We start from the raw sequence: 14089 nt of genomic DNA on the forward strand, positions 1-14089 counted from the left end.
GCCCTCCAATTTATATCAACTATCGTTGTTAAATTCAACAATAAACTCAATCTATAATACCACAATTAAAATAAAAAATTAATTCCTTTTACTCTTTCTTACTATATTAGGGAGAATAAAAATTAGGCAACTGTATTCATAAAGAGAACACAACTGCCTAATAGAAGAAACTATGTTATTTAGCATCGATGTAGCTGTATAACGTATATTTAGAAATATTAAAGAATCCAGCTACTTTATCGCCAGACTTTGTCACAAGAAATGCTCCTTTGCTATTCAAAAATTGAATGCATTTGATCTTATCATCTTTTGTCATCAAAGGAACTGGTTTGCCGACTAATTTAACGGATTCTTCGATCAAATCATCTAAAAGTTCATTGATGTCTTGCGGAATATAGTCAGGTTCTTTATCATCTTCTTGTTCATCGATCGCAACAAGAGATTTTAAAGTAGATTCAGCTGCAATCAATGATGTGATATCATGGTTGATTGCAAAAATACCATCAAGGCTACCCGACTTATCTTTGAAATAAACGGTACTTGATTTCAATATTCGACCGTCATGAGTACGTGTCAAGTAATTGACATGGTCAATCAAATCTGCTGGATCTTTTTTTAAAGCTTCTAAAACTACTTGAGAAGGTCCATCTCCAAGTTGACGAGAGGAAACGTGACCGTTTTCAATTGAAACGATGGTATTGTTGATATTGTTTTCATTGATTTTATGAATAACAATTTCACAATTCTCACCAAACTGAGCGGCCAAAGCTTTCGCAACTTGTGTTAGAAAATTTAATTTTTCATCTGAGAGCATGATTTCGCTCCTTTCTAATTAAGAAATTACACATACTTTACTAAGATGATGCACGTTGTTCTTTTAACGGACTCTTTATAAAAAGACCAAAAGAACAGATGTATAGGAACAAAATGTAGAGCAATAAGTATCTGCAACCATCTTCGTGTGTAATGATATCATGCGATAAATCAGAATACAAGACAATGGGCACAATGAACTAAAAAATATTTTTTAGGTAGCATTGTTTTTTTTTAGGTTAGGTGGTATAATTTACTCGAGTTAGAGGAAATAGTTCATTATGAGTATGATTGCAAGCGCTTTTTTTAAAAAAGACAAAGTAACATAATTTTTTTCAGTTAATTAAAGAAACATTCGTGAATATTTGAACTATCGGATTTGTAAGCGATTTCTATTTTATGGAAAATAAAATGAAACTATAGGAGGGCAATGATGTTATTAGTAGGAAATGGACGGTTGATCACCAGAGATGAAGAAGGCACCTTTTTTGATGATGGTTGTGTAGCGATTGAGGGTGAAAAAATCAAAGCAGTTGGCACAACAACAGAAATTAAAAAGCAATTTCCAGAAGCAGAATTTATTGACGCTAAAGGTGGAGTGATCATGCCTGGTTTTATAAATATGCATAATCATATTTATAGTACCTTTGCTAGAGGATTGAGTATCAATGGGTATCATCCTAAAAATTTTATGGATATTTTAGAAGGTCAGTGGTGGCGTATCGATCGAACCTTGAATTTAGAGGATTCTTATCACAGTGCTAAAATTGCTTACTTGGACAGTATCAAAAATGGCGTAACAACTGTTTTCGATCATCATGCTAGTTATGGAGCAATCGAAGGTAGCTTAACACAACTATCAACTGCAGCAGATGAATTAGGCGTACGTACTTGCTTATGTTATGAAGTCTCAGATCGAGATGGAGAAGAAAAAATGAAAGCAGCTGTAAAAGAAAATGCTGATTTTATTAAAGCAACGGCTGCACGAACAGATGATAAGCAAAAAGCGATGATGGGGATGCATGCAGCGTTCACTTTATCCGATAAGTCATTAGAACATTGCGCAGCTTATACGCCAGAAGGTGTGGGCTATCATATCCACATCGCAGAAGATATTGCCGATGTCTATGATTCGCTTAGAAAATATGGCAAACCTATCGTTAATCGCTTATATGATTTAGGTATTTTAGGCAAACAAACTATGGCAGGTCATTGTATTCATATTAATCCTCATGAAATGGAGTTATTACGAGATACAAACACAATGGTTGTAACCAATCCAGAATCAAATATGGGAAATGCAGTGGGTTGTCCGCCAGCGATGCGTATGTTTAATGAATATGGCATTTTAATGGGTCTTGGAACAGATGGCTATACAAATGATATTACAGAATCTTACAAGGTCGGCAATATTATTCATAAACATCATCTAGCAGATCCAAATGCAGCTTGGGCAGAAATTCCTCAGATGTTGTTCAATAATAATCCACAAATGGCAAATCGTTATTTTGAAAAGAAATTGGGAGCATTAGAAGTTGACGCAGCCGCAGATGTGATTGTATTAGATTATAAGGGGCCAACTCCAATGACAAAAGAGAATTACAATTCTCATATCCTGTTTGGGATGAACGGTGGAGCTGTTACAGATACAATCATCAACGGGGACATTCGTATGAGAAATCGTGAAGTGCAAGGTGTTGATGAAGAAAAAATTTGGCATGATGCACAAGCTCAAGCTCAATCACTTTGGCACAGAATCAACAGTTAAAGAACGCTAGTTAGAAAAATAAAAAAGGAGTGACAAACATGAGCGACATCATGCACCCGATTTCGATCGATGGGTTATTGAACTGGATCTTAAACGAGTACAAAAACGAATCAACTATTTTTGGTGTTAGAAAGTTTTATAAAGCTGATCCAAGTAAAACCCTATCTCTATTTGGTGAAAAAATGGAAACCCCATGTGGCCCTGCAGCAGGACCACACACTCAATTATCTCAAAATATCATTGCCTCTTACTTAACAGGTTCTCGTTTTTTTGAAGTTAAGACAGTTCAAATCATTGATGGAGAAGATTTACCAGTAAGTAAGCCTTGTATTACAGCAGCAGATGAGTGTTATAACGTAGAATGGTCAACGGAGTTACGAGTGCCGCAAGCATATGATGAATATGTCAAAGGTTGGTTTGTTTTAAAACTGCTTAGTAAAGAACTCGATCTAGGCGATCCAGACGGATTTATTTTCAATATGAGTGTTGGTTATGATCTAGTTGGGATTCAATCACCAAAAGTAGATAAATATATCACCGATATGCAAGATGCTGAAAAAACGCCGATTTGGCAAGAATGTCTGGCAGCTGCTTATAAATATTTACCTCAATTTAAAAAGGTCGATAAAGCCTATATTGAGTCGATCAGTCCTAAAGTTTGCCGTTCAATTACATTGTCTACTTTACATGGTTGTCCGTCAGATGAAATAGAGCGAATCACAACTTATTTGTTAGAAGAAAAAAGCCTAAATTCATTTATTAAGTGTAATCCAACAATGCTTGGTTATGACTATACACGTCAAACAATGGATGAATTAGGGTTTGATTATATGGTATTTGACGACCATCATTTTGTAGAAGATTTACAATTTGAAGATGCAGTTCCGATGCTGACACGTTTACAAAATTTAGCGGATACCAAGGGTCTTAACTTTGGTGTGAAAATTACGAATACATTTCCGGTTGGAATTGCTGAAGATGAATTGCCTGGTGATGAGATGTACATGTCAGGACGCTCACTATTTCCGCTAAGTATTTCATTAGCTAAAAAATTATCGGATGCTTTTAACGGAAAACTGCAAATTTCTTATTCAGGTGGAGCCGATATTTTTAATATCAAAGACATTTTTGATGTGGGGATTTGGCCGATCACAATGGCTACTACATTATTAAAACCAGGCGGCTATCAACGCATGAATCAAGTGGCCAATTTATTAGGTGAGTCACCGTATCCTAAGCAAGTCCAAGTGGATTTAGAAAAATTGACCCATGTTGTTGAAAAAGCAAAAATACAAGCACGCTATAAAAAATCAATCAAACTATCAGAAAGTCCTAAATTAAGAACGACTGTTCCATTGACTAACTGTTATACAGCTCCTTGTCGCAGTGATGGTGGTTGTCCGATCAATCAGGATATTCCAGCATATCTTCGTTACGTGAGCGAAGGCAATTATTTAGAAGCATTAAAAGTGATTGTGGATAAAAACCCATTGCCATTTATCACAGGAACGATTTGTGCTCATCCTTGTATGACAAAATGTACACGCCAGTTTTATGAAGGGTCGATCAAAATTCGTGAAGCAAAATTAGAAGCCGCTGAACACGCATATGACGAATTAATGGCTGAAATGGAAAAACCAGTTCGTAAAGAAAATGCACCTAAGACGGCAGTAGTCGGTGGTGGCCCAGCAGGAATTTCAGCAGGTTACTTACTTGCACGAGAAGGAATGCCAGTTACGGTATTTGAAAAAGCAGATACGATCGGTGGCGTCTGCAGTCAAATCGTACCAAAATTTAGAATTTCAATGAAATCTGTGCAAAATGATGTAGAGATGGCTAAATTTATGGGTGCTGAATTCAAGACGGGTCAACCTGCTCCAGATATTAAAACGTTGCGGGAACAAGGCTACACCAATATTATCTATGCAATTGGTGCGTGGAAGCATGGAAAATTAAGATTAGAATCAGGAAAAACATTAAACTCGTTAGAATTTTTAAAAGCCAATCGAAAAAATCCGCAAATGAATCCATATGGGGAACAAATTGTAGTGGTTGGTGGCGGAAATACTGCGATGGATTGTGCTAGAGCTGCAACTACATTACCAAGTGTAAAAAAAGTTTCCGTTGTCTACCGTCGTGACAAACGAAACATGCCGGCAGATGAGGAAGAATTGTATCTTGCTTTAGAAGATGGTGTAGAATTTTTAGAATTACTATCACCGATCAAATTAGAAAATGGTCTATTAACTTGTGAAAAAATGCGCTTAGGGGAACGAGATAGCTCTGGTCGTCGTAAACCAGTTGCTACGGGCGAGTTCACTCAAGTTCCAGCTGATACTGTGATTGCAGCAGTTGGTGAGAAAGTGGATACAGACTTTTATCAATCGATCGGGATCACAACGGATCAATATGGAAAAGTGGTGTCCAATCAAGAGACACTAGAAACGAATTTGAAAGATGTCTATGTGATTGGTGATGCAAATCTCGGTCCTGCAACAATTGTTGAAGCAATTGCCGATGCAACAAAAGCGGCTGGAAATATTTGCCAAATCCATAATAATCACTATGAACAAACTAATCTTAATGAAAATGTGGCATTTGTTCGCAACAAACGCGGCATTTTAGAGACAAGTGAAGCACTTTGTGGTCAAGCGAGTAATTGTTTAGAATGTTCAACGATCTGTGAATCTTGTATGGATGTTTGCCCGAATAGAGCGAATATTGTTGTAAATGTAAAAGGGCAGCCGCAAATCGTGCATGTTGATCGGATGTGTAATGAATGTGGTAACTGTGAAACGTTCTGTCCTTATGCAAGTGCACCCTATAAAGATAAATTCACGTTGTTTAACACAGAAGCAGATTTTGAAAATAGTACCAATTCAGGTTTCTATGTGATCGATCCAAGAGGAAAAACGTGTCTTGTTCGTCTATGGGGCAATACCTCAACGATTCGTTTAAATGGGCAAGGATTAGATATTCCAACAGATATCATCGATTTAATGACTACGATGATCGAAAATTATGAATACTGCATGCAGATGTAAAAAAAGACATGAGTTGCGCAAAAAACAACTTCTGAATGATGGAGGTTAAAAAAATGTCGATTCTTTTAAAGGGCGGAACTGTAGTATCCGCCAAAGGACGTCGTCAAGTAGATGTAAGAATTACTGGCGAAAAAATCGTTGAAATGGGAACGAATTTAGATGTTGCAGATTCCACGGTAACAGATGTTTCAGGGGCCTTCTTACTGCCAGGATTTATCGATGCTCATACTCATTTAGAGCTCAACAATGGAAAAGGTTCGATGGGAACAGCAGATAATTTTGATACGGGAAGTAAAGCAGCCGTGGCTAAAGGAACGACTACTGTGATCGATATGGCAACACCAAGCAAAGGCAGTTCGCTAAAAGACTGCCTGAACGCTTGGAACCATTTGGCTCAGGGAAACAGCTCTTGTGATTATACCTATCATATGTCGATCATAGAATGGAATCCCAGTATTAAAGCCGAAGTAAAAGAAATGGTCGATGCTGGAATCACCTCATTTAAAATGTACATGGCCTATGACAATTTAAGAACCAAAGATGGTGAAATTTTTGAAGCAATGAGAGAAATTCGTAAGTACCAAGGGATGCTGGGAATTCATTGTGAAAACGGAGATATGGTCAATGAAATGATTGCCCAATTTGTAGCTGAAGGGAAATTATCACCTCATTATCATCCTTTAACAAGACCTGATTCAGTTGAAGCAGAAGCGGTAGAACGGTACTTAATGATTGCAGATTTAGCAAATTTGCCCGTTAATATTGTTCATTTAAGCACAAAGCGATCTCTAGAAGCTGTAAAACAAGCGAGAGCACGAAATCAAAAAGTCTATGTGGAAACATGTCCGCAATATTTAGTATTGGATGAACATTTATATGATGGTCCTGACTTTGAAGGAGCGAAGTATGTCTGTTCACCACCGCTACGTAGTATTGGCGATCAACAGGCTTTATGGGAGGGTGTGATCGACGGGCAAGTCAATACGATTTCAACGGATCATTGCAGTTTTAATTTTGAGGGACAAAAGACGATTGGCAAAGAAGATTTCAGTAAAATTCCTAATGGGATGCCAGGTGTCGAAACTCGTCCTGAGTTGATCTATACGTATGGTGTAACGACTGGAAAAATCAGTTTAGAGCGGATGGTTGGTCTGATTTCAGAAGACATTGCCAAACAATTTGCGTTATATCCACAAAAAGGCATTATCCAAGTTGGCAGCGATGCAGATATTGTCATTTGGGATCCTAAAACCACAGGCGTTATTTCAGCTACAACTCAATTGCAAAATGTAGATTACACTCCTTATGATGGGATGCAAACAAAAGGCAGCGCGAGAGCCGTTTATCTAAGAGGGAAAAAAGTGGCTGAAAATGGTCAAGTGATTGCAGAAAAACAAGGGGAGTTTATTTTCCGCAAGAGTAGAGAAAAATAATTAAGGGAATCAATCAACTTGTGTTGATTTAAATAAATAGACGGAGGGGAAAATTTTTTGGAAAAAATAAAATGGACGGCAAATGAAATGCCTAAAACAGATGATCAGTATCTATCACTGATGTCAAAGGAAGCAATCGAAAAAGCCTTAGCTTTTCATCGTAGTTTCCCTCAATACAATCAGACGCCATTAGCTGAATTAAAAAATATGGCGCAGCATTTAGGGTTAAAGGACTTTTTTGTCAAGGATGAATCCTATCGTTTTGGTTTAAATGCCTTCAAAGTGCTCGGTGGCTCGTTTGCTATGGCAAACTATATTGCAGAAAAACTGGGAAAAGACGTAGCTGACTTAACTTATGATGTGTTAACGTCTGATAAACTTCGAGATGAATTTGGACAGGCAACATTTTTCACAGCGACTGATGGAAATCATGGTCGAGGTGTAGCATGGGCAGCCAATAAATTAGGACAAAAATCAGTAGTCTTGATGCCTAAAGGTTCTACACAAACCCGGAAAGAAAACATCGAAAAAGAAGGCGCAACAGTAACCATTGAAGAAGTCAATTACGACGAGTGTGTACGGATGGCTAACAAAATGGCTGAAGAAACTGAAAACGGTGTCATGGTACAAGATACCGCTTGGGATGGTTATGAAAAAATTCCAACTTGGATCATGCAAGGATATGGCACGATGGCATTAGAAGCTTCTAAACAATTAGAAGAAGCTGGAAACAGGCGCCCAACACATGTGTTTGTTCAGGCAGGTGTTGGTAGTTTAGCCGGAGCAGTTGTTGGCTATTTTGCGAATCTTTATCCTGATAATCCACCCAAAATGGTCGTTGTAGAGGCACAAGTTGCAGATTGTCTTTACAAATCAGCAATCGAAAAAGATGGCAAGATCCGTTTTGTTGAAGGTGATCTTCAAACAATCATGGCGGGACTTGCTTGTGGTGAGCCAAACACGATTTCATTTGATATTTTAGAAAATCATACATCAGTCTTTGTTTCAGCACCAGACTGGGTTTCAGAAAAAGGCATGAGGATGCTAGGCGCTCCGCTAAAAGGAGATCCTCAAGTCATTTCAGGAGAATCAGGAGCAGTTGCGATGGGACTAGTGGCAACAGCAATGCAAGATCCTGAATATAAAGAATTACGTGATACATTAGAACTTGACGAAAATTCAAGCGTGTTAATGTTCTCAACAGAAGGCGACACAGATCCAGATAACTATAAAAAAATCTTATGGAGGTAATATAAATGGATTTCAAAGCAATCAATAACGCAGCAGAAGGATACAGAGAGGACATGATCAAGTTTTTACGTGATTTAGTCAAAATTCCAGGAGAAAGTGCTGAAGAAGGCGCTAAAATGGATCGTGCTAAAGCCGAAATGACAAAGCTAGGTTTTGACAAAATCGAAGTAGATCCTCAAGGAAACTTATTAGGTTATATGGGAACAGGTAAAAAATTGATCGCATTTGACGGTCATATGGATACTGTTGGTATAGGTGAAATGAGTAACTGGGAATTTGATCCATATGATGGCTATGAAACAGATACTGAAATCGGTGGACGTGGTACGTCTGACCAAGAAGGCGGAATTGTTTCAGCTATTTATGGTGCCAAAATTATGAAAGATTTGGGATTATTAAACGAAAAATATACAGCATTAGTAACCGTTACTGTTCAAGAAGAAGATTGTGACGGCTTGTGCTGGCAATATATCATCAAAGAAGATGGCATTCGTCCAGAATTCGTTGTGTCAACTGAACCAACTGATGGTGGGATTTATCGCGGTCAACGTGGTCGGATGGAAATTAAAGTTGAAGTTAAAGGTGTTTCTTGTCATGGGTCTGCGCCAGAACGTGGCGATAATGCGATCTATAAAATGGCGGACATTTTACAAGACGTGCGTGCCTTAAACAACAATGGGGATACTGAAAGCACTGTTATCAGAGGCTTAGTTCGTATGCTTGATGAAAAATATAACCCAGAATGGAAAGAAGCTCGTTTCTTAGGAAAAGGAACGGTTACCGCTTCTCAAATCTTCCATTCATCACCAAGTCGTTGTGCGGTAGCTGACGGTTGTACGGTGTCATTAGACCGTCGAATGACAGCTGGAGAAACATGGGAAAGTTGTCTAGATGAAATCCGCAATTTACCTGCTGTTAAAAAATATGGCGAAGATGTAGTTGTGTCAATGTATGACTATGATCGTCCTTCATACACTGGATTGACTTATCCAATCGAATGTTACTTCCCAACATGGGTGATCCCAGAAGAACACGTTGTAACAAAAGCCTTGATGGAAACTCATAGAAACTTATACGGAGAAGAACGTGAAGGCTCGAAAGAAACGATCGACATGCGTAAAGCTCGTCCACTATTAGACAAATGGACATTCTCAACAAATGGTGTATCAATCATGGGACGTAACGGTATTCCTTGTATTGGTTTTGGACCAGGAGCAGAAGCACAAGCACATGCGCCAAATGAAAAAACATGGAAAGATGACTTAGTCCGTTGTGCTGCAGTATATGCGGCATTGCCAACAGTATATTGTGAAAACAACTAAAGAATCGACTATAAAATCTAGTGTACAAACGATCCACTATTCTAATGAGTAAAGGGCATTAGAATAGTCCGTAATCGTATCAGACTAACTAACTTAGAGGAGAAATAACATGGAAACTTTTAACGACTATATTGCAAAATTGGACAAATTAGAATTTGATAAAATGTACGAAAACGACTTCTTCTTAACATGGGAAAAAACTCGTGATGAATTGGAAGCAGTGTTTACAGTAGCAGATACATTGCGCTATTTGCGTGAAAATAATATTTCAACGAAAATTTTCGATAGCGGTTTGGGAATTTCATTATTCCGCGATAACTCAACAAGAACTCGCTTTAGTTTTGCTTCTGCTTGTAACCTTTTAGGATTAGAAGTACAAGATCTTGATGAAGGAAAAAGCCAAATTTCTCATGGTGAAACCGTTCGTGAAACAGCGAACATGATTTCATTCATGGCAGACATTATCGGAATTCGTGATGATATGTATATCGGTAAAGGAAACACCTACATGCGCGAAGTGTCAGAATCTGTGCAAGAAGGACATAAAGATGGCGTGTTAGAACAACGTCCAACCTTAGTTAACTTACAATGTGATATCGATCATCCAACGCAAGCGATGGCAGATGCTTTGCATTTGATCCATGAATTCGGCGGCGTTGAAAACTTGAAAGGTAAAAAAGTTGCGATGACTTGGGCTTACTCACCTTCATATGGTAAACCATTATCTGTTCCTCAAGGAATCGTAGGTTTGATGACACGTCTTGGTATGGATGTTGTTTTAGCTCATCCAGAAGGCTATGAAATCATGCCAGAAGTAGAAGAAGTTGCGAAGAAAAATGCAGCGGAAGCTGGCGGTTCATTTACCAAAACAAATAGTATGGCAGAAGCATTCAAAGATGCAGATGTTGTATATCCTAAGAGTTGGGCGCCATTTGCAGCGATGGAAAAACGCACACAATTATACGGTGAAGGTGATCAAGCCGGTATCGATAAACTAGAAAAAGAATTACTTGCTCAAAATACCAACCATAAAGATTGGGAATGTACAGAAGAATTAATGAAAACAACAAAAGATGGCAAAGCGTTGTATATGCACTGCTTACCTGCTGATATCACAGGCGTAAGCTGTGAAGAGGGAGAAGTTGAAGCATCTGTCTTTGACCGTTATCGTGTTGAACTATACAAAGAAGCAAGCTACAAACCATATATCATTGCAGCGATGATTTTCTTGAGTAAAGTGAAAAGTCCGCAAGCAACATTAAAAGAGCTTGAAAAGAAAGCAACACCTAGAGAAGTAAAATAAGCTCTACTCAATCACTGGCATGAAGTGAGATGCTTTCTCTATTGATGAGGATAACCATAAGTAAACTAATTTGCTCTCTTTAGAAAACTAGCAATAAGAATAAGACCTTTCCAAGTCCATTTATGAAAACAATCAGATAAGGATAAAACAAGCTTGAAAGAATCTGCTGTCTACAGATTCCGACCACTTCATGCAAGGCTTTGTTTTTCCTTATCCATCATCGATATGATTTATTGAGAGAAAGCATCTTACTTTTAAAATAATCGATAAATAAAAATAACAATAAAATAAAAATGAGGTGAATAGCTGAATGGTAAAACGTGTAGTAGTTGCGTTGGGTGGAAATGCGCTTGGCGACAATTTAACAGAACAAATGACTGCAGTGAAAGATACATCGAAAGCTATTGCAGATTTGATCGAGGCAGGATATGAAGTAATCTTGTCTCATGGAAATGGACCACAAGTTGGGATGATCCAACTAGCAATGGAAGAACTTTCATTGAGTAATCCTAGTAAATATCCAACAATTCCATTATCAGTATGTGTAGCAATGAGTCAAAGTTATATTGGCTATGATCTACAAAATGCCTTACGAGAAGAATTATTGAGTCGTAATTTAGAACAAGCAGTGGGAACGGTGATTACACAAGTAGCCGTTGATCCAAAAGACCCTGCATTTGACCATCCAGCCAAACCAATCGGTCGCTTTATGACCAAAGAAGAAGCGGATGCGCTTGTGAAAGAAAAACAAATAACGGTGGTTGAAGATTCTGGTCGTGGGTATCGTCAAGTTGTGGCCTCACCAAAACCAAAAGAAATTATTGAAATCCAAACGATCACTTCTCTGATCAACGCAGGTCAATCGGTGATTGCCTGTGGCGGCGGTGGCATTCCAGTAGTTAAAGAAGGCAATCATTTAAGCGGCGCAGCAGCGGTAATTGATAAAGATTTCTGTAGCGAGCTATTAGCGGAATTGGTTGATGCAGACTTACTGATCATTTTGACAGCGGTAGAAAAAGTTTGTGTAGACTTTGGTAAACCAACGCAAAAGGAATTAAGTCATGTTTCGACAAGTGAAATGAAAAAACACGCAGCAGATGGTCAGTTTGCACCAGGCTCAATGTTGCCAAAAGTGGAAGCCGCAATTCAATTTGCTGAATCAAAACCAGGACGCAAAACATTGATCACATTATTAGAAAAAGCAAAAGATGGCATCGAAGGCAAAACAGGTACGATCATTGAACAACAAACGAAATAAGTAAGAGAAGGAGTGAGTCGATGACAAACCAAATGGTCAACTCAACAAATGCTCCAGCCGCTGTAGGACCTTATTCTCATTCAGTATTAGCTGGACAAACACAATACATTTCTGGTCAATTAGGGTTAGATCCAGTTAGCGGAGAAATGAAAGAAACTGTGGAACAACAAGCAGAACAAGCCTTGATCAATTTAGGAGCTATTTTAAAAGAAACGGATATGACGTATGACAATGTTGTAAAGACAACAGTATTTTTAAAAAATATGTCGGATTTTGGTAAAATCAATGCTATTTATGGTAAATACTTTTTGAAGACACTTCCAGCTCGTTCTTGTATTGAAGTATGTGAATTGCCTAAGAATGGACTTTTTGAAGTAGAAGCAGTCGCAGTCAAAAATTAATTTTTGAGAATTTCCTGATCAAAGAAAAGGGTTGCGGATTTTTAAACTCGGATAAGTGCAGTCCTTTTTAAAATAAAAAGCGAAGAAGGAAACTTGCCTATGAGTGAAAAACAAGAAAAGGCCTTGTTTAATTACGATGCCAAGTTATCAATCAAAGAAGCTGTTCCGATGGGCTTACAGCACGTAGTAGCAGCAGTAGTTGGGATCGTTACGCCAGGAATCATGATTGCAAAAGTTTGTAATCTGAGTTCAGGTGACACAACGATCATGATTCAAACGTCACTGATTTTCTCTGCCGTAGCAACCTTTGTTCAACTTTTTCCGATTTTTGGAAAAGTAGGCTCAAGGTTACCAGTTATGATGGGCGCAAGTTTTGCTTATGTTCCAATTTTAATGGCTATTGGGGGAGATTTTGGAATTGCCGCAATTTTTGGTGCACAACTAGTTGGGAGTATTTTAGTCATCTTAGTGGGACTATCCATAAAAAAAATTCGAGTTTTATTTCCGCCACTTGTTACTGGTACAGTTATCTTGAGTATCGGCCTATCTCTTTTCCCAGTTGCAATCAAATATATGGCGGGAGGTGCTGGTAGTCCTGATTTTGGTTCTGTTCAAAATTGGTTAGTAGCATTACTAACGTTTGGTGTGGTATTTTACTTTAATTATTTTTCAAAAGGGTTTCTTAAACTATCGTCTATTTTAAATGGAATGATCATTGGTTATGTTGTTTCGTTGTTTCTAGGGATGGTTAATTTTACACCAGTCAAAGAAGCTTCTGTTTTCCAAGTGATCACACCACTTTACTTTGGATTAGATTTTCAAATCGTACCGATTTTGACATTAGTTGTAATGTTTATTGTTGATGCAGTGCAAGCCATTGGTCAATTTACTGCAACAACTGTTGGTGCAATGGATCGGGAACCAACTGATAAAGAGCTTTCTGGCGGTATTATGGGAAGTGGTTTCTCTAATTTTATTGGGAGCTTCTTTGGGTCGGTCCCTGTTGCGACATTTGGTCAAAATGTTGGATTAGTGACTGTAACAAGAGTAATCAATAAATATGTCATGGTTTTTGCTTCAGTTATTTTACTGGTAGCAGGTTTTGTACCTAAAGTGGCATCTATTTTAACCACGATTCCCTATGCAGTGATTGGTGGGGCAACCGTATCGGTTTTTGCATCGATTTCGATGACAGGTGTACGAATGATATCCTCTCAAGCGCTAACGCCTAGAAACACCGGTGTAGTGGGCATCTCATTAGCTTTTGGAATAGGTGTCACGTTATCAGTTGGCTGTTTAAGCGGATTTCCACCTTGGGTCACCACTATTTTTGGTAATTCAGAAGTAATATTGACTACAATCGTGGCAGTTCTATTAAATGTCGTACTAAAAGAAGAACCACAAGTGGCACTTGAATAACTGAAAGGATGTTCTTTTTAAAAAAGATGCAAAAGATAAATGAATAGACTGATTTGTCTTTTGCATTATTTTTATGA

The 14089-nt window shown here is 38.1% G+C and carries 10 protein-coding genes; 9 read left to right on the forward strand and 1 reads right to left on the reverse strand.

Annotated elements, in window-relative coordinates:
• Nucleotides 1–175: 175 nt before the first annotated feature.
• Entirely contained in the window at nt 176–814 is a 639-nt protein-coding gene (locus I586_RS08800) for a helix-turn-helix transcriptional regulator (protein WP_010765493.1), read from the reverse strand.
• 432 nt (nt 815–1246) lie between these two features.
• Between I586_RS08800 and ssnA the strand changes: the two genes are divergently transcribed.
• The 9 genes from ssnA (at nt 1247) to I586_RS08845 (ending at nt 14012) form a co-directional block, all read left to right on the forward strand.
• Nucleotides 1247–2581, forward strand: a complete 1335-nt coding sequence (ssnA, locus tag I586_RS08805; RefSeq protein ID WP_010765492.1) for a putative aminohydrolase SsnA — start codon at nt 1247–1249, stop codon at nt 2579–2581.
• Between the two features lie 38 nt (nt 2582–2619).
• Nucleotides 2620–5625: a putative selenate reductase subunit YgfK gene (gene ygfK, locus I586_RS08810; protein ID WP_010765491.1), complete on the forward strand. Its 3006-nt coding sequence runs from the start codon at nt 2620–2622 to the stop codon at nt 5623–5625.
• A 53-nt stretch (nt 5626–5678) separates the two neighbouring features.
• Complete coding sequence (gene hydA / locus I586_RS08815) at nt 5679–7058, forward strand: dihydropyrimidinase (RefSeq protein ID WP_010765490.1); 1380 nt, start codon at nt 5679–5681, stop codon at nt 7056–7058.
• 57 nt (nt 7059–7115) lie between these two features.
• The gene (dpaL, locus tag I586_RS08820; protein WP_010765489.1) at nt 7116–8309 is read left to right on the forward strand and encodes a diaminopropionate ammonia-lyase; all 1194 of its coding nucleotides are present in this window, start codon (nt 7116–7118) and stop codon (nt 8307–8309) included.
• Nucleotides 8310–8314: 5 nt separating this feature from the next.
• Nucleotides 8315–9631 (forward strand): YgeY family selenium metabolism-linked hydrolase, encoded by a 1317-nt coding sequence (locus I586_RS08825; RefSeq protein ID WP_010765488.1) that lies wholly within the window; start codon nt 8315–8317, stop codon nt 9629–9631.
• 109 nt (nt 9632–9740) lie between these two features.
• A complete protein-coding gene (gene ygeW / locus I586_RS08830; RefSeq protein ID WP_010765487.1) occupies nt 9741–10934 on the forward strand; it encodes a knotted carbamoyltransferase YgeW in 1194 nt (397 codons plus the stop codon).
• A 310-nt stretch (nt 10935–11244) separates the two neighbouring features.
• Entirely contained in the window at nt 11245–12192 is a 948-nt protein-coding gene (gene arcC / locus I586_RS08835) for a carbamate kinase (protein ID WP_010765486.1), read from the forward strand.
• A gap of 20 nt (nt 12193–12212) precedes the next feature.
• Nucleotides 12213–12593 carry a Rid family detoxifying hydrolase gene (locus I586_RS08840; protein WP_010765485.1) on the forward strand — a complete coding sequence of 127 codons (381 nt, stop codon included), beginning with the start codon at nt 12213–12215 and terminating at the stop codon, nt 12591–12593.
• A 99-nt stretch (nt 12594–12692) separates the two neighbouring features.
• The gene (locus I586_RS08845; protein ID WP_010765484.1) at nt 12693–14012 is read left to right on the forward strand and encodes a nucleobase:cation symporter-2 family protein; all 1320 of its coding nucleotides are present in this window, start codon (nt 12693–12695) and stop codon (nt 14010–14012) included.
• Nucleotides 14013–14089 lie beyond the last annotated feature (77 nt).

This window comes from Enterococcus moraviensis ATCC BAA-383 (assembly GCF_000407445.1).
GTDB classification, from domain to species: domain Bacteria; phylum Bacillota; class Bacilli; order Lactobacillales; family Enterococcaceae; genus Enterococcus_L; species Enterococcus_L moraviensis.